A 15,125-nucleotide genomic window follows, 5' to 3' on the forward strand; every position below is an offset into this window, starting at 1 on the left:
CATTATAGGGCGGCGTGGTGATTCCCGATACGGTCAGGGGCTCATACTTTGGCGTAAGGCTGCGCCGCCAGAGTCGGCTTCAGGCGGGGTGAACCGTCGCTCCCTCGACATAGATACTGTCATCCTGAACGCAATATAGACCCAATGGGCCAGCTCCGCCGCCCGTGCAGTCCAGCGCCAATACGTTGCCCAGGCGCTGCGGGCGTGCCACCCGGGTGTGGCCGACGCAGACCCGCCAGATACCCTCGACCCCGTGGTGGTTCTGGCGGCGGATACGCTCACGGCCCCACAGCGCCGTCTCGCTGATGCGGGGTGTATCGAGCTGGCTGATGAAACCCGGCCAGTCGAGATGAGCGGGCAGGTCGGCATGCAGCACACCCACGGTGCCCTGTACCGACTCGATTTCGATCACCAGCGGCAGGCTTTGCAGCCTGGCGATGATCATGGCCTTGGATTCGTCGGCGATGTGCAGCCACCAGCCGGCGCCATGGGCCGAGTAGGGCACCTGTGGATCGGTGTTCCAGGCGTGGATCAGCATCGCCTCATGGTTGCCTTGCACGGCGTAGAACCATGGCTGGCCGAGCAGTTCCAGCCCTTCGAGCACGCCCGGCCCGCGGTCGATCAGGTCGCCGACGCCGATCAGCCGGTCTACCTTGGGGTCGAATGCCAGCAGCGCCAGTGCTTGGCGCAGTTCTGCCAGCTTGAAGTGGATATCGCCGACAACGAAATCCCGGCCAAGGCCGTTGGCCGGGAGTCTGAGCAGCTTGGCGGGCATGAACGGGGCGCTCCGTGCGGGTGATGGCACCCGGATGACGGAGGTGCCTGGGGACGACATCAAACCGACCCTGTCAGGGGGCGGCCAGTTCCACCGTCACGCGTGGGTCGGCCTCGAACAGCCGCAACGCTTCGCGGCTGGCGGTGGTCACCAGGGTCCACTCGCTGCCCAGCGGTGTCCAGTACTGCTGCTGGTCGCGACCGATCTTGCTGGCGTCGGCCAGCACGAACACTTCCGATGCCTGCTGGATGATGCGCTCCTTGAGGTAGGCCTGTTCGGCACTGGCCTCGCACAGCCCGCGCCCGGCCACCACGCCGTCGGCGCTGACGAACGCCTTGTTGGCCGTCAGCCGTTCCAGCGTGGCCAGCGCGGCGGCACCGAAGGTGGCCATGCTGCCGGGACGCAGGTCGCCGCCCAGCAAGGTGACCCGCCCGCCGGGCAGGTCACGCAGGGCCGGCAGGGCGAGGATGTTGTTGGTAATCACGTGCAGACCGCTGCGCTCCTTGAGCAGCTGCGCCAGGCTGGCGGTGCTGGTGCCGCTGTCGAGCAGGATGGTGTCGTTGTCCTGGATGTGCGCCAGGGCGGCTCGGGCGATGCGGGTCTTTTCCGGGCCGGACTGAATGCTGCGCTCTTCCAGTGAAGGCTCGGGGGCGCGCTTGCCGACGTGGGTGGCGCCTCCGTAGGTGCGCGTGATCATGCCCTGTTCGGCGAGGGCGGTCAGGTCGCGGCGTACCGTGGCCTCGGAGACCTGCAGGATGGAGCAGAGGGTTTCGACGTTGACGTTGCCGTGGTTGGCAAGCACCAGTTCAAGAATGGCCTGACGGCGTTTGGCGACTTTCATGACGATCCTTCAGTGACGCGACATGGCACTTTAGCACTTGTGGCGGTGTTACCCGCCACGTCTGCGTGATTCGATTATCGCCGTCGGTCAGAACCCGTGCATCGCTCAGAGCGACGCACCGCCGCAGATCACCAGACTCTGCCCGGTGATGGCACCGGCCTGCGGGCCGAGCAAGAAGGCGGTCATGGCGGCCACTTCCTCGCGCTGCACGAAGCGCCCGATCGGCGGCTTGCGTGGTGGCGTGCCTTCGCGGCCAGGGGCGGTGAGCATCGGCGTCTCGGTGGCGCCGGGGGCGACCAGGTTGACGGTGATGCCCTTGGGCGCCAGTTCGATGGCCCAGGAACGCGCCAGGCCCACCAGCGCCGCCTTGGTCGCAGCGTACTGGCTGCGCCCGGAGGCACCGTTCATGGTGCGGCTGCCCAGCAGCACGATGCGCCCCGGCACGCGCAGTCGCCCGATCAGGCTGTCGACCAACTGCGTGGCTGCCGCCACATGCACCTGCCACATGGCCTGGCCGTCTTCGGCAAGCAGCTCGCCGAGCGGTGCGGTGCGCATGAAGCCGGCCGCGTGGACGATGGCGTCGAGCGCTTGGATGTCTTGCAGCGCCTCGTCGAGGCTGGCGCTGTCAGCCAGGTCGGCGCTGGTCCAGCGCAGTGCCGGGTGTTGCAGCGCCGGGCGGCTACGGCTCAGGCCGATGACTTGCCAGCCGTCGGCGAGCAGGCGGCTGGCGATGGCTTCGCCGATGCCGGAACTGACGCCTGTCACCAGGGCTACGGGAGAGGATGAGTTCATGAACAGGTCTCCGATAAGAGGGGCGCCGTGGCGGGCGCCCTTCCTGGGTTCATCAGCGAATGGCAGCCAGCGGAATGTGCACGTGCTTGATCTTCTGCCTGAAGTAGGTGAAGGCCACGTGCAGGCTGCCGTCGCGGGCCTGGATGATGGTCGGGTAGGAGTACTCGCGGTTGAGCTTTTCCGTGGAATTGTTGGTCATGCAGAAGCCATCGCCCAGTTCGATATCCAGACGCAGCGGCCAACTGCGACCTTCGTCGCGGGAGACTGCCAGGCTCATGGGCGCCCGCGGAATGCCCCACACCGCTGCGCGGCCATCGGCGTTGGCGCCCGGCGTGACGCGGTCGTCGCCTTCGTCTTCGATCTCGTCGTACAGCGAGGCCCGGCGTTGCTCGATGCCTTCGGCATTGATGGGGTTGTAGACCAGCGCCAGTTCGCCGCTGGCCAGGCGGATGTACTGGATCGACGAGTTGTTGTTGGGCAATTCGGTAGGGCTCGGCGCGCTCCAGGTACGGCCGGCGTCGCTGGAACGGCTGCTGTAGACGTGGTCCGCCCAGCGGCTGCGGAACAGCGCCAGCAGGCTGCCGTCGGCCAGTTCATGAACGTTCATGTGCACGCAGCCGGTGCTGTGCGGTACGTCGTGGCGTGACCAGCTGCGGCCTTGGTCGCCGCTGATCATCACCGCACTGACGTCGTGGTTGCCGATCCATTTCTCGCCCGGCCGGGTGATGCAGTACCACACCGGGAACACCCAGTCGCCGTTGCTCAGTACTTCCGGTGCATGGCGCACGAAGATGCCGGGTTCATCGAACAGTGTTTCGATGGCGCCCCAGGTGCGGCCACCGTCTTCGGACAGGCGACGTCGCACGATGGCGGTTTCCTGATTGCCCGAGACCTGGGCGGTCCAGATCAGCCACAGCGGCCCGTCGGGCGCCTGGAACAGGATCGGATTCTGCTCCGAACGGCTGGCGTCGTCGGACATTTTCTGCGGTTCGCTCCATACGCCGCTCTGCGGGTCACGGCGCGACAGCAGCACGAAAATGTCGGCCATGCCTTCCTGGGTGCCGGCGAACCAGGTGCACAGCAGCGTGCCATCGGCCAGTTCATGCAGGTTGGCGGCATGGTTCTGCGCGTACGGGGTCGGCAGGTAAGCTTCCTGGCGTTGTTCAATTGTTGGCATTGGATACCTCCGAAGACTGGACTGGGGCCTTTTGGCTGCGCGGCAGCAGGCGTTCGATGGCGATGACCAGGGCAGGGGTCACCAGGGCGACGTACATGTTGTCGATGCCGTACGGGTTGCCCAGGTAGTACCAGGCACTGGTGGTCACGGTGGCCGCACCCAGGCCCCAGGTGGCGCCGCGAGCTGTGGCGAACAGCGGCAGGTAGATCGCACCGAGGGCGATGATGGTGATCGACAGGCGCAGGGCGCGGGTGAAGAACGACAGGCTGAGGATTTCCGGTACGGCGAACACGAACACCAGGGGCAGGAAACCGATCACCAGGCTGATCAGCTTGGTCATGCGGAATTCACGCTCGGCAGACGGTTTGCACAGCGGCACGTAGAAGTCGCGCACCACCAGCGAAGTGATGGCCAGGGCCACGGCGCTGACACCGACGAACACCGAGGCCACCAGCGAGATGGTCACCACGCCGGCCAGCCAGGGGCTCATGGAGTGCAGGAACACCGGCATGGCGTACAGGCTGTTCATGTCGGGGTACAGGTACTTGGCGACCACGCCGATCAGGCCCAGGGCGATGGAGATCGGCAGGCACAGCAGGCCGGCCCACAGTGCCGAGTTGCGCGCGGCATTGGGGTTCTTGGTGGAGCTGACCGCCTGCATGATGTACTGGGTGGAGAAGATCGCACCTACGGTCCCGATGATCCAGGCCACCACCTTGGAGCCACCGATGGCGCCGGTCCAGGTGAAGTAGTGCTCCGGCAGGCCCTGCTGGACCTTGTCGAAACCACCGCTGAGCTTGACCGCCAGCCACAGCACGATCATCACCCCGGCGTACTTGACCACGGTGTGCAGCACGCTGATGTAGGCCACGCTCTTCAGGCCGCCGAAGGCGTAGTACAGGGTACTGACGATGGCAGTGATGAAGGCGGCGGTGGGTAGGTTGATGTGCATCACCGTGGAGATCGCCGCCGCACCACTGATGTAGTTACCGACGTTCACCAGCAGCAGGGCGTAGATCATGATCACCGAGACCATCAGCTTGGCCGAATGCCCGTACTTGCGCTCGATGAATCCGGAGATGGTGTACTCCCCGGAGCTGTAGAGCTTCTTGGCCATGAGAATGCCGAACAGCGGGAAGCCGATCGCCGCCGCGACCACCGCCCAGGCGGCTGCCATGCCGCTCTCGAAGGCGGCCTGCGCCGTGCCGATGGTCGACTTGGCACCGATGTATTCGGACATCATCAGCACGCCGACGATGAACGCCGGCATGCTGCGTGCCGCCACCATGTATTGTTCGCTGTTCTTGCTGCGCATCAGCAGGGTCAGCAGGGTGGTGAAAAGGATGTAGACCACCACCATGCCGATGATGATCAGCGTGGCTTGCGTATCGAAAGTTTCCATCATTGGCTCCAGTTATTCTTGTTCAGGGCTTGCTTGAGGAAAGGTCGGGTTCAGGCGTGTGCGGAGTGCTCGTGCTTGCGTTTGCGGGTGGCCAGCTCGACCGCCTGGCGCAGCGCCTCGATCAGGCTGCGTTCGTCGGCGATGCCTTTGCCGGCGATGTCGAAGGCGGTGCCGTGGTCCACCGAGGTGCGGATCACCGGCAGGCCGACGGTGACGTTGACGCCGGCTTCCAGGCCCATGACCTTGACCGGGCCGTGGCCCTGGTCGTGGTACATGGCGACCACCGCGTCGAAGTCGCCGCGCCCGGCGCGGAAGAACAGCGTGTCGGCCGGCAGCGGGCCCTCGACACGCCAGCCGCGGGCGCGCAGTTCGTCGATGGCCGGCTGGATCTTGGTGGCCTCTTCGCCGTAACCGAACAGCCCGTTTTCACCGGCGTGGGGGTTGATCCCGCAGACCGCGATCAGCGGGTCGTCAATTCCGGCGCGTACCAGGGTTTCGTGGGCGCGCTCGATGGTGCGGCGCACCAGGCCCGGCTCGATGCGCGCGATGGCGTCGATGATGCCGATGTGAGTAGTGACATGGATGACCCGCAGGGTCGGGGTCATCAGCATCATCGAGACTTCTTCGATGCCGGTCAGGTGGGCGAGCATCTCGGTGTGACCGGGGAAAATGTGCCCGCCGGCGTGCAGCGCTTCCTTGTTCAACGGCGCGGTGCAGATGGCGTCCAGCTCACCGGCTTCAGTGAGTTGCACGGTGCGTTCGATGTAGCGGAATGCGGCGTCGCCGGCCACCGCCGACAGACGCCCGTAGGGCAGGTCTTCGGGAATCAGCCCGAGGTCGATGCAATCCACCACGCCGGCTTCGAAACGCGCCTGGCTGGGGTGCTCGATGGCGTTGACGCGCAGCGCACCGCCGACGATGCGGTTGGCATCGGCCAGGCGCTTGGCGTCGCCGATCACCAGCGGGCGGCACAGGGCATAGACGCTGGCGTGCTGCAGGGACTTCATGATGATTTCCGGGCCGACGCCGGCGGCGTCACCCATGGTGATGCCGATCACTGGGCGCTCAGACATGCTGGGATTCCTCTCGATTGTTCTGTACGTGCGGGGAGGTTGGGTCCGAGACCGGGCGCAGTGCGGCCCAGGCCTGATAGAGGGTGTCTGGCTGGCCGAAACCACCGGCCTTGGTGACTACCGCCAGCGTGCGCTGCGCATGCTGGGCACGCGACAGCACCACGCCTGGCGCCAGTTCGCCATCGAGCAGCAAAGCATCGATGCCGGCGGCGCCGAGCAGGGCACGGGCAGTCTCGCCACCGGTGGCGACAAGCGCTCCGGCATGGGCCAGCAAGGGCTGTAACAGGGCCGCCAGGGCATTGCTCAGCGCAGCGGCCTGGCTGGCGTCGCGGTCGGCCTGTTCGAGGCTGACCAGCAGGTCGTTACCGGCCTGCAGAACGTCATGCAACTGTTGCTGCAAGGCTGCACGACGTGCGTCGGCATCGCTGGCGAGCAGCACCTGCGGGTCGATGCGTACCCAGCCCTGTCCACTGCGTTCGGCCAGCAGCGTCGCCTGCGCCTGTGAATGGCGCGACATGCTGCCGACCACGGTGAGCACCGGTGTGGCGGGTTCCGGCTGCGCCAGCCGTTTCGCCTCGGGCAAGCCCAGGGCCTCGGGCAGGTGCTGTGCCAGGCCGGCCGAACCGACCCAGAACAGCCGCTCGGCCAGGCTTGCCGAGGCCTGTGCCAAGGCACGCAGGTCTTCGTCACGCTCGGCATCGCAGATCAGCACCTGGGTGCCGCGGTGCAAATGGTCGAGCAACTGGCGGGGCAGGAGCCGGGTACGAACCTCATCCAGCGACAGGTGGGCGCAGAGCAGCCCTTGCTCACTGAACAGCGCCTGCAGGTCGGCGCTGCCGCTGAGGCTTTCGTTGCGCCACACGTCGCTGCGGTCCACCGCCACGCCATCCAGCAGTTGCACGGCGCCCACTGTGGTGCGCGCCATGGCCGGAAAGGCCGGGGCCACCAGGGCCATGCCGCGGCCGAGCAGGGCGGTGACTTCTGCAACCACGTTGCCGCGCAGGGTGGAGTCGATCTTCTTGTACAGCGCATGGCCCGACCACAGCGGGTTGTCGAGGAGTGCGCGATTGCGTCGGGCCGCCTCGGTCGCCGGCAGGCGCCGGGTGTCGAGGTCCACGGCGGTGACCTGGCCGTGCTCGCCCTCGGGCGCGCGCAGGCACACCCGGGTCGAGACGCGCGGGGCGAACCCGGCAGCGCAGTCGGCGGCGCCGGACAGGTCGTCGGCGATCACCAGCAGCGGCCGGCTCATGGCAGCAGGCACCGGTACAGTTGCTGGATGTCGTCCAGGCTCAACGCCTTGGGGTTGTTGATCATCAGGCGGGTGACCTTCGAGGCCGCCACCGCCATGTCTGCAAGGTGCTCTTCGGCGACACCGAAATCGCGCAGGTTCTGCGGAATCTCCAGTACCTGGGTCCATTGCTTGATCTGCTCGATCAGTTTGCCGGCTGCGACCTCGTCGCTGTCGGCGTGGTGAGCGATGCCACACACGCAGGCGGCGCGCTTCAGGCGTGCGGCGCAACTGTCGAGGTTGAAGGCCATCACATGGGGCAGCAGCATGGCGTTGGCCACGCCGTGGGTGACATGGAACTTGCCGCCCAGCGGATAGGCGAGGGCATGCACCGCTGCGGTGCCTGCGGCGGTCAGGGCCAGACCGCCGTACATCGAGCCGAGCAGCATGTCACTGCGTGCCTGTACCGAACCGGGCTGCTGGAAGGCTTCGACGATGCTGCCGGCAATCAGGCGCATCGACTCCAGGGCGAAGGTGTCGCTGACCGGGTTGGCCTTGGTGGAAATGAACGACTCCAGGGCATGGGTGAAGGCGTCCATGCCGGTGGCAGCGGTGATCGCCTTGGGCAGGCCGAGGGTCAGGTTGGCGTCGAGCAGCACCAGGGTCGGCAGCAGGTGGCGGCTGACCACGCCGATCTTCAGTTCTTCGTCAGGCAGGGTGACGATGGCGTTGGGTGTGACTTCCGAGCCGGTGCCAGAAGTCGTGGGCACCAACACCATGGGCTTGCCGGGATGGGCGACCTTGTCGATGCCCAGCATGTCCTTGAGCGGCATGTCGTTGGTGAGCATCACCGCGAACAGCTTGGCGGCGTCCAGCACGCTGCCGCCGCCGATGGCGATCAGCGCATCGGGGGCTGCCGGGGCGATGGTGCTGCGGAACACGCCCTCGATGTTCTCCAGGGTGGGTTCGATCTCGACGTTGTCGATCACGGTGGTTTCCACACCCAGGCCCTTGAGTTGGGCCACCACGCGCTCGGTGACGCCCAGGCGGTGCATGGCGTCCTGGGTGATCAGCGCGACGCGGCGCACCGGGGTATCCAGCAGGCCCAGGCGCTCGCCCAGGCTGTCGAGGCTGCCGGGGCCGTGGATGAAGTGTTTGACGGTCTGGAAGTGGTACAGGGACATGGCGGGGCCTCCGGCTCAGGCGCGATAGACGGACAGCAGGCCTTCGAGCCTGTGCACGGTGGATTCATCGAGGGCGGCGACAGGGGCGCGGCATGGGCCGACGCTGACGTTCAACAGGTCAGTGGCTTTCTTCAGCACCGAAGGCATGGTGCCCAGGGCAAAGGCGTCGCGCAGCGGGCGCAGGGCTTCCTGGGCTGCGCGGGCGGCATCGTGGTTGCCAGCCTGGAAGTGCTTCCAGATGTCCATCACCACATGCGGCACGGCATTGGCGGTGGCAGCCACCGCGCCGTCGCCACCGGCCAGCAGGTTCCAGTAGATCAGCGAGTCGGTGCCGGCAAACACCGCGAACTCGTCGCTGCGGTAGCGCATCATCTGCACCAGGCTGTCGAAGTTGCCGGCGCTGTCCTTGATGCCCTTGATCATCGGGTGCTGCGAGAGGGTGGCGACGGCCGGGACACCGATGGACATGCCGGTCTTGGCCGGAATGTTGTAGAGCATGATCGGCAAGGATGAGGCGTCGGCGATGGACGTGTAGTGGCCGATCAGCTCGGACTGGCTGACCGCGTTGAAGAAGGGCGTGATGACCGACAGGGCTTGAATGCCTACATCGCTCATTTTCTTGTTCAGCTCGATCACATCACGCGTGGCGAAGGCGCCGGTACCGGCGATCACCGGCACACGGCCGTCGGCCAGCTCGACGGTGAGGCGGGCGATGCGCAGCTTTTCGGCTTCGGACAGGGCGAAGAATTCGCCATTGGTGCCCAGCACGAACAAGCCGTGCACACCCGCTGCGATCAGGCTGTCGATCAGTTGGGCCAGGGCCTGTTCGTCCACTTCCTGGCGATCGTCGAAGGGGGTCACGAGGGCTGGAACGATTCCAGTGAACTTCATGGGGTCTCTCCACGGCAGTGGTTTTATTGTTGGAATGCCATTGATCGATTCGATCATTTGAACGGATCTTGAACTGATGATGGTTAAATGACAAGCGCTTTTTCGCGCAATTCGATCATCAAATGCGGCATTAAAATGATCGAATCAATCGTTATTGAGGCGCGGCCTGACGCAGCCCGGTAGCCTGTCGCCTTGCCGACAGGCGCGCGCAGCCCCTAGGATGGGCGCCTGACCAAGGGAGGAGAAGGGTTCATGCTGGCGTCGTTGTTCGCGGTTCTTGCGCCCGTATTCATCGTGGCGGGCATCGGTTACGGCTGGGCGCGTCGCGGGCACAGCTACCCCACCGATTTCATCGCCCGGGTGGTGATGACCATCGGCACGCCGGCGCTGGTGCTGTCGACCCTGAGCCGTACCCGCCTGGATTCCGCCGCCTTCACCAGCATGGCCCTGGCCTGTGTGTTGTGCATGGTGATCATGGCCTTCGTCGGCGTGGCGGTCAGCCGGGTGTTCCGCCAGCACTGGCGGGTGCTGGTGCCCGCGTTCATGTTCCCCAACACCGGCAACATGGGCCTGCCGATCAGCCTGTATGCCTTCGGCGAGCATGGCCTGGCGCTGGCCGTGGCGTTTTTCCTGACCCTGTCGTTGTTCCAGTTCACCCTGGGGATTGCGCTGTCCGGCGGTGCCGCATCGCTACGTGAGCTGGTGCGCAACCCGATCGTCATCAGCCTGGTACTGGCGCTGCCGATCATTTTTTTCGACCTGCACCTGCCGCGCTGGCTGACCAACACCGCCGACCTGCTCGGTGGCATGACCATTCCGCTGATGTTGCTGACCCTGGGTGTGTCGCTGGCCAGCATTCGCTTGCACCATGTCGCCAGCGGCCTGCTGCAGGGCGGCTTGCGCATCGCGCTGGGCGCGGCGGTGGGGTGGGGCATCGGCCTGCTGCTGGGGCTGGAACCGTTGGCACAGGCGGTGCTGGTGACACAGTCGGCGATGCCGGTGGCGGTGTTCAATTACCTGCTGGCGGTCCGCGCCAACCAGTCGCCGGAGAAAGTCGCCAACCTGGTGATGTGTTCCACCGTGTTGTCGTTCCTCTGGTTGCCGTTGATCCTCATCGCCTGGATGTAAGTGGCCAGCCGGTCCTGACCATCAGCGCTCGGCGGGTTCGCTGGGGGGCGTATTGGCTGCCTCGCTGATGTAGGTCGCCAACGCGCCGAGTACCGGGTTGCCGGCGAGCGCTGAGCGGTGTACCAGGCCGACGTGGCGATGGAAGGTGTGCGCACCCAGGTCCAGGGCCCGGATCCCGGCAGGCCAATGTTCGCGTTCGGGCACCAGGGCGATGCCGACGCCGTGGTTGACCAGCTCGACGATCGCCTCCTGCTCATCCAGCTCGCTGCGTTCGCGGGGTGTCAGATGCATCTGGCGCAGGAAGCGGTCGACCTGACGGCCACCGAACGAGGTGCGGTCATAACGAATGAACGGGCACCTGCCGAGCAGCTCCAGCCAGTCATCACCCTCTGTGTCGTGCGGTACGATCAGCCGGTATGGCTCGCGCAGCAGGGTGGTCCACACCAGGTCGCTGTGCAGCTCGAAGGGCGGGCGGATGATCGCCGCCAGGTCCAGCTCGCCAGCGTCCACCAGGTTGACCAGTTGTGCCGAGACGCCTGGCAGGACCCGGCTGCGTACCTGCTCGAAGTCGGCATGGAAACGCGCCAGGGCCGCGGGCAACAGGCTGCGTTGCACCGACGCGATGGCCCCGATGTTCACCTGCGTGGTCGCGGGCTGGCCGGGCGCGGCCTGGCCCAGTTCGGCATACAGGCGCAGCAGCTCGCCGGCCTTGATCAGCAAGGCCTGGCCCCGTGGGTTGAGGTGGGCGGCGCGCCCGGTGCGGTCGAACAGCGCATGGCCCACCTGGGCTTCGAGGCGCTGCATCTGAGCACTGACCGCCGCCTGCGTCAGGCCAATGCGTTGGCCAGCTGCAGCGAAGGTGCCTTCCCGGGCCACGGCAACGAAGGTCTTCAGCTCGCGAATCATTGATAGATTTCCTTTGGGCTCAGAGCAAAATCATATTGTTGTTCCTGATGCTCGGCGAGCTTTAGCATGCGGCTACCACCGAACCTTGCCGCATCAGGAGAGCATCATGAGTCTTTGCCCGTTCCACCTCGCGATTCCCGTCTATGACCTGGCCGCCGCCCGGGCCTTTTACCGCGATGTCTTCGGCCTGGAGGAGGGGCGCTCCAGCGACCAGTGGGTGGACTTCGATTTCTTCGGTCATCAGCTGGTGATTCACGAACACCCGCGCACCGCCTCTCAGGAACACGCCCATTCCAACCCGGTAGACGGTCACGATGTGCCGGTGCCGCACTTCGGGGTGGTACTGCAATGGGAACAGTGGGAAGCCCTGGCCGCGCGTTTGCGAGCCGCGGGCACCGCCTTCGTGATCGAGCCCTATGTGCGCTTCAAGGGCCAGGTGGGCGAGCAGGCCACCATGTTCTTCCTCGACCCGTGCGGTAACGCGCTGGAGTTCAAGGCCTTCAAGGACATTGGCCAGTTGTTCGCCAAGTAGCCGGGCGAGGGTAGCCACACTGGATGGCCGCCGGCTGCGCACTACCCGGCGGCCAGATCATTTCGCGCGCCAGCGGCCGGCGCAGGGTGTGTCGGATTTTTACAATACGCCCCCAGGGCCGCTCCCTAGACTCGAAAGCACGCTCCACCTGTGTTCAACATGCCAGACCACCTCGCGTGGCCGGGCGAACCATGCCGAAGTGCCTCGAGATCGCTATGACCAACAATACCAACATCGATTTTATCTACCTGTCCGAGCAGGACATGATTCGCGCCGGTGTGACCGACATGCCGTCGTGCGTGGACACCATGGAGGAGATGTTCGCCCTGCTGTATCACGGTGACTACCGGATGGCCGGACCCAACAGCGATTCGCATGGCGCGATGATCACCTTCCCGGAGAACTCGCCGTTCCCGAACATGCCCAAGCCCACCGCCGACCGCCGCATGATGGCGATGCCGGCCTACCTGGGCGGCAATTTCTGCACCGCCGGGGTCAAGTGGTATGGCTCCAACGTTGCCAACCGTGAGAAGGGGCTGCCGCGTTCGATCCTGATGTTCACCCTCAACGACCCGGACACCGGCGCACCTCTGGCGCACATGTCGGCCAACCTGTTGTCGGCCTACCGCACCGGGGCGATTCCGGGCGTGGGTGCCCGTCATCTGGCGCGCAAGAACTCCAAGGTCATCGGCCTGCTTGGCCCAGGAGTGATGGGCAAGACCACCGTGGCCGCGTTCATGGCGGTTTGTCCAGAGCTGGACACCATCAAGATCAAGGGGCGCGGGCAGAAGAGCCTGGATGACTTCATCACCTGGCTGCACGCCACCTACCCGCAGATCGTCAACGTGCAGATCGTCGACACCCTGGAAGAGGTGGTGCGCGACTCCGACCTGGTCACCTATTGCAGCTCCGGCGAAGTCGGCGACCCGTCGATGTACCCCATCGTCAAACGCGAGTGGGTCAAGCCCGGCGCCTTCCTGGCCATGCCGGCGGCCTGCAACATCGATACGGCCATGGAGCAGGCCGATGTGCGCAAGGTGGTCGACAACACCGGCCTGTACCAGGCCTGGTTCCATGAGCTGCCCAAGCCTGCGCACCACTGCGTGCCAGTGATCGGCGTGCGCTTCATGGACATGATCGCCGAAGGAAAGATGCGCACCGACCAGCTCGAAGACATCGGCAAGATCATCGCCGGCGACGCCCCGGGCCGCCTCAACGACGACGAGATCATTCTCATGTCGGTGGGTGGCATGCCCGTGGAAGACGTGGCCTGGGGCACCGTGGTGTACCGCAACGCCGTCGAGCGCGGCATCGGCGTGAAGCTGAATCTCTGGGAAACCCCGGTCCTCAGCTGAGGCCCACAGCATTCATCCAGCAAGGAACTGAAATGACTCAGATCACCAAACTCAAGACCGGCTCGAAGTTCGAGGAAATGGGCAGCTATTCGCGGCTGGTGGCCGTGGACAACTGGATCTACGTGTCCAACACCGCAGGGCGCAATCCGCAGACCAAGCAGATTTCCGAAGACCTGGTCGAACAGACCCACCAGGTGTTCGCCAACGTCGAGGCGGCCCTGGCCGCCGTGGATTCCAGCCTGGCCGACGTGATCTTCTCGCGGGTCTTCGTGCAGGAAGCCAAGGACGTGGAAACGGTGATGGGCATCGTTGGCGAGAAATTTCGCGGCATCGACCCAGCCACCACAGTGACCTGTCCTCCGCTGGGCTCTACCGTCTACAAGATGGAACTGGAGGTCACCGCGTTCCGTGGCGCGTCCCGTGCCACCGTGCAGAAAATCACCCTGGCGCAATGACGCCCGCGGCAGGTGCGGTGTTCATCGCGCCTGCCTTCCTATTCGTTTGCGAGTGCTCAACCATGGCCCCCACTATCGCGCCCGTGCGCACCTCCACCGACCTGCCGACGTCTACCACTGTGGTGATCATCGGCGGCGGCATTGTCGGCCTTACGGCGGCCCTGACCCTGGCCGAACGCAACATTCCGGTCGTGGTCCTGGAAAAGGGGCGCATTGCCGGTGAGCAGTCGTCACGCAACCTGGGCTGGATCCGCAAGACCAGCCGGCACGCCGCTGACCTGCCGCTGGCCCAGGCGGCCGACCGGCTGTGGGCCGAGATGCCTGCGCGGGTCGGTGCCGACGTGGGCTATCGCCAGGCCGGGATCATGTTCATCGCCCGTAACGAGACGCAGATGGCGATGCACGAGCAATGGCTCAACGGTGTGCAGGCGCTGGGGCTAGACTCGCACCTGCTCAGCCGCGCCGAGATCGCCCGTCATGTGCCGGGTGTGCAGGGGCAGTGGGCCGGTGGCATCTATACACCTTCCGATGGCCGCGGCGAGCCGACCCTGGCCTCCAGCGCCATTGCCCAGGCGGCCATGGCCAAGGGCGCGGTGATCATCGAGCACTGTGCCGTCAGAACCCTGAGCACCAGCGGTGGTCGGGTGAGCGGGGTGGTCACCGAGCGCGGCGAGATTCGCTGCGAACAGGTGCTGTTGGCCGGTGGGCTGTGGTCGCGGCGCTTCCTCGGTAACCTCGGCGTCAATCTGCCAACCCTGCCGCTGACCTGCTCGGTGCTGCGTACCCAGCCGATGGAAGGGCCGACCGACATCGCCGTCGGGGCGCCGGACTTCTCGTTCCGCAAACACATCGATGGCGGTTACATCATCACCCAGCGCGGCAAGCTGGACGCCTTCCTGACCCTCGACCACTTCCTGCTCGGCCCGCAGTTCCTGCCGCAACTCAAGGCGCAGCGCAGTTTCCTCAAGGTGTCGATGGGCAAGTACTTCTTCAACGACCTCAAGCTGGCGCGGCGCTGGCAGCCCGACCGTGTCAGCCCCTTCGAGAAAGTGCGGGTTCAGGACCCGGCAGCCAACACCGAGTTGAACGACGACGCGCTGCGTAACCTGCGCGCGGCGTGGCCGGTGTTCGAGCAGGCGCGGATCGCCCAGGCTTGGGCCGGTACCATCGACGTGACGCCGGACTCCAACCCGGTGATCGGCCCGGTGGCAACCATTCCCGGCCTGACCCTGGCCACCGGGTTTTCCGGGCATGGCTTCGGTACTTCGCCGGCGGCCGGGCAACTGGCTGCCGACCTGGTGTGCGGCAGCACGCCAATCATCGACCCGGCGCCGTACCGTTTCGAGCGCTTTGCCTGAGGGCCTTGGGGCAGGGCGCAGGGGTGGC

The 15,125-nt window shown here is 65.6% G+C and carries 15 protein-coding genes; 5 read left to right on the plus strand and 10 right to left on the minus strand.

Annotation, left to right across the window (positions count from 1 at the left end):
- Positions 1 to 79: 79 nt before the first annotated feature.
- The 9 genes from RRX38_RS03485 to dapA all read right to left on the minus strand — a co-directional run bounded on the left by RRX38_RS03485 (position 80) and on the right by dapA (position 9,363).
- Positions 80 to 775: a metallophosphoesterase gene (locus tag RRX38_RS03485; RefSeq protein WP_315961555.1), complete on the minus strand. Its 696-nt coding sequence runs from the start codon at positions 773 to 775 to the stop codon at positions 80 to 82.
- A gap of 73 nt (positions 776 to 848) precedes the next feature.
- Positions 849 to 1,616, minus strand: coding sequence for a DeoR/GlpR family DNA-binding transcription regulator (locus RRX38_RS03490; RefSeq protein WP_315961556.1), 768 nt, complete (start codon positions 1,614 to 1,616; stop codon positions 849 to 851).
- A gap of 105 nt (positions 1,617 to 1,721) precedes the next feature.
- Positions 1,722 to 2,408, minus strand: a complete 687-nt coding sequence (locus tag RRX38_RS03495; protein WP_315961557.1) for an SDR family oxidoreductase — start codon at positions 2,406 to 2,408, stop codon at positions 1,722 to 1,724.
- A 52-nt stretch (positions 2,409 to 2,460) separates the two neighbouring features.
- Positions 2,461 to 3,585, minus strand: a complete 1,125-nt coding sequence (locus RRX38_RS03500) for a sialidase family protein (protein WP_315961558.1) — start codon at positions 3,583 to 3,585, stop codon at positions 2,461 to 2,463.
- Positions 3,572 to 4,987 (minus strand): sodium:solute symporter family protein, encoded by a 1,416-nt coding sequence (locus tag RRX38_RS03505; RefSeq protein WP_315961559.1) that lies wholly within the window; start codon positions 4,985 to 4,987, stop codon positions 3,572 to 3,574. Before RRX38_RS03505 ends, RRX38_RS03500 begins: the two co-directional genes overlap by 14 nt.
- A gap of 50 nt (positions 4,988 to 5,037) precedes the next feature.
- Complete coding sequence (pdxA, locus tag RRX38_RS03510; RefSeq protein WP_315961560.1) at positions 5,038 to 6,060, minus strand: 4-hydroxythreonine-4-phosphate dehydrogenase PdxA; 1,023 nt, start codon at positions 6,058 to 6,060, stop codon at positions 5,038 to 5,040.
- Positions 6,053 to 7,309: a four-carbon acid sugar kinase family protein gene (locus RRX38_RS03515; RefSeq protein ID WP_315961561.1), complete on the minus strand. Its 1,257-nt coding sequence runs from the start codon at positions 7,307 to 7,309 to the stop codon at positions 6,053 to 6,055. The genes pdxA and RRX38_RS03515 overlap by 8 nt, the downstream gene beginning before the upstream one ends.
- Positions 7,306 to 8,472 carry an iron-containing alcohol dehydrogenase gene (locus tag RRX38_RS03520; RefSeq protein WP_315961562.1) on the minus strand — a complete coding sequence of 389 codons (1,167 nt, stop codon included), beginning with the start codon at positions 8,470 to 8,472 and terminating at the stop codon, positions 7,306 to 7,308. Before RRX38_RS03520 ends, RRX38_RS03515 begins: the two co-directional genes overlap by 4 nt.
- A gap of 15 nt (positions 8,473 to 8,487) precedes the next feature.
- Positions 8,488 to 9,363 (minus strand): 4-hydroxy-tetrahydrodipicolinate synthase, encoded by an 876-nt coding sequence (gene dapA / locus RRX38_RS03525; protein WP_315961563.1) that lies wholly within the window; start codon positions 9,361 to 9,363, stop codon positions 8,488 to 8,490.
- A 252-nt stretch (positions 9,364 to 9,615) separates the two neighbouring features.
- Here dapA and RRX38_RS03530 point away from each other — a divergent pair, with 252 nt between their 5' ends.
- Positions 9,616 to 10,491 carry an AEC family transporter gene (locus tag RRX38_RS03530; protein WP_315961564.1) on the plus strand — a complete coding sequence of 292 codons (876 nt, stop codon included), beginning with the start codon at positions 9,616 to 9,618 and terminating at the stop codon, positions 10,489 to 10,491.
- 21 nt (positions 10,492 to 10,512) lie between these two features.
- Here RRX38_RS03530 and RRX38_RS03535 read toward each other — a convergent pair whose 3' ends face one another.
- Positions 10,513 to 11,397, minus strand: a complete 885-nt coding sequence (locus RRX38_RS03535) for a LysR substrate-binding domain-containing protein (RefSeq protein ID WP_315961565.1) — start codon at positions 11,395 to 11,397, stop codon at positions 10,513 to 10,515.
- A gap of 106 nt (positions 11,398 to 11,503) precedes the next feature.
- On the opposite strand from RRX38_RS03535, the gene RRX38_RS03540 reads away from it, so the two are divergent.
- The 4 genes from RRX38_RS03540 to RRX38_RS03555 all read left to right on the plus strand — a co-directional run bounded on the left by RRX38_RS03540 (position 11,504) and on the right by RRX38_RS03555 (position 15,097).
- Positions 11,504 to 11,929 carry a VOC family protein gene (locus tag RRX38_RS03540; RefSeq protein WP_315961566.1) on the plus strand — a complete coding sequence of 142 codons (426 nt, stop codon included), beginning with the start codon at positions 11,504 to 11,506 and terminating at the stop codon, positions 11,927 to 11,929.
- Positions 11,930 to 12,144: 215 nt separating this feature from the next.
- Complete coding sequence (locus tag RRX38_RS03545; protein WP_315961567.1) at positions 12,145 to 13,284, plus strand: tyramine oxidase subunit B; 1,140 nt, start codon at positions 12,145 to 12,147, stop codon at positions 13,282 to 13,284.
- A 32-nt stretch (positions 13,285 to 13,316) separates the two neighbouring features.
- Positions 13,317 to 13,739 (plus strand): Rid family hydrolase, encoded by a 423-nt coding sequence (locus RRX38_RS03550; protein ID WP_315961568.1) that lies wholly within the window; start codon positions 13,317 to 13,319, stop codon positions 13,737 to 13,739.
- A gap of 62 nt (positions 13,740 to 13,801) precedes the next feature.
- A complete protein-coding gene (locus RRX38_RS03555) occupies positions 13,802 to 15,097 on the plus strand; it encodes an FAD-binding oxidoreductase (protein WP_315961569.1) in 1,296 nt (431 codons plus the stop codon).
- The last annotated feature ends 28 nt before the right edge of the window (positions 15,098 to 15,125 follow it).

The sequence above is a fragment of the Pseudomonas sp. DTU_2021_1001937_2_SI_NGA_ILE_001 genome, assembly GCF_032463525.1.
Lineage (GTDB): Bacteria > Pseudomonadota > Gammaproteobacteria > Pseudomonadales > Pseudomonadaceae > Aquipseudomonas.

What these genes read in the sequence shown, in the direction of transcription:
- RRX38_RS03545 (WP_315961567.1), top strand. Translation starts at nt 12,145, where the DNA reads ATGACCAACAATACCAACATCGATTTTATCTACCTGTCCGAGCAGGAC.
- RRX38_RS03535 (WP_315961565.1), bottom strand. Translation starts at nt 11,397, where the DNA reads ATGATTCGCGAGCTGAAGACCTTCGTTGCCGTGGCCCGGGAAGGCACC.
- RRX38_RS03495 (WP_315961557.1), bottom strand. Translation starts at nt 2,408, where the DNA reads ATGAACTCATCCTCTCCCGTAGCCCTGGTGACAGGCGTCAGTTCCGGC.
- RRX38_RS03515 (WP_315961561.1), bottom strand. Translation starts at nt 7,309, where the DNA reads ATGAGCCGGCCGCTGCTGGTGATCGCCGACGACCTGTCCGGCGCCGCC.
- dapA (WP_315961563.1), bottom strand. Translation starts at nt 9,363, where the DNA reads ATGAAGTTCACTGGAATCGTTCCAGCCCTCGTGACCCCCTTCGACGAT.
- RRX38_RS03520 (WP_315961562.1), bottom strand. Translation starts at nt 8,472, where the DNA reads ATGTCCCTGTACCACTTCCAGACCGTCAAACACTTCATCCACGGCCCC.
- RRX38_RS03490 (WP_315961556.1), bottom strand. Translation starts at nt 1,616, where the DNA reads ATGAAAGTCGCCAAACGCCGTCAGGCCATTCTTGAACTGGTGCTTGCC.
- pdxA (WP_315961560.1), bottom strand. Translation starts at nt 6,060, where the DNA reads ATGTCTGAGCGCCCAGTGATCGGCATCACCATGGGTGACGCCGCCGGC.
- RRX38_RS03540 (WP_315961566.1), top strand. Translation starts at nt 11,504, where the DNA reads ATGAGTCTTTGCCCGTTCCACCTCGCGATTCCCGTCTATGACCTGGCC.
- RRX38_RS03550 (WP_315961568.1), top strand. Translation starts at nt 13,317, where the DNA reads ATGACTCAGATCACCAAACTCAAGACCGGCTCGAAGTTCGAGGAAATG.
- RRX38_RS03485 (WP_315961555.1), bottom strand. Translation starts at nt 775, where the DNA reads ATGCCCGCCAAGCTGCTCAGACTCCCGGCCAACGGCCTTGGCCGGGAT.
- RRX38_RS03505 (WP_315961559.1), bottom strand. Translation starts at nt 4,987, where the DNA reads ATGGAAACTTTCGATACGCAAGCCACGCTGATCATCATCGGCATGGTG.
- RRX38_RS03530 (WP_315961564.1), top strand. Translation starts at nt 9,616, where the DNA reads ATGCTGGCGTCGTTGTTCGCGGTTCTTGCGCCCGTATTCATCGTGGCG.
- RRX38_RS03500 (WP_315961558.1), bottom strand. Translation starts at nt 3,585, where the DNA reads ATGCCAACAATTGAACAACGCCAGGAAGCTTACCTGCCGACCCCGTAC.
- RRX38_RS03555 (WP_315961569.1), top strand. Translation starts at nt 13,802, where the DNA reads ATGGCCCCCACTATCGCGCCCGTGCGCACCTCCACCGACCTGCCGACG.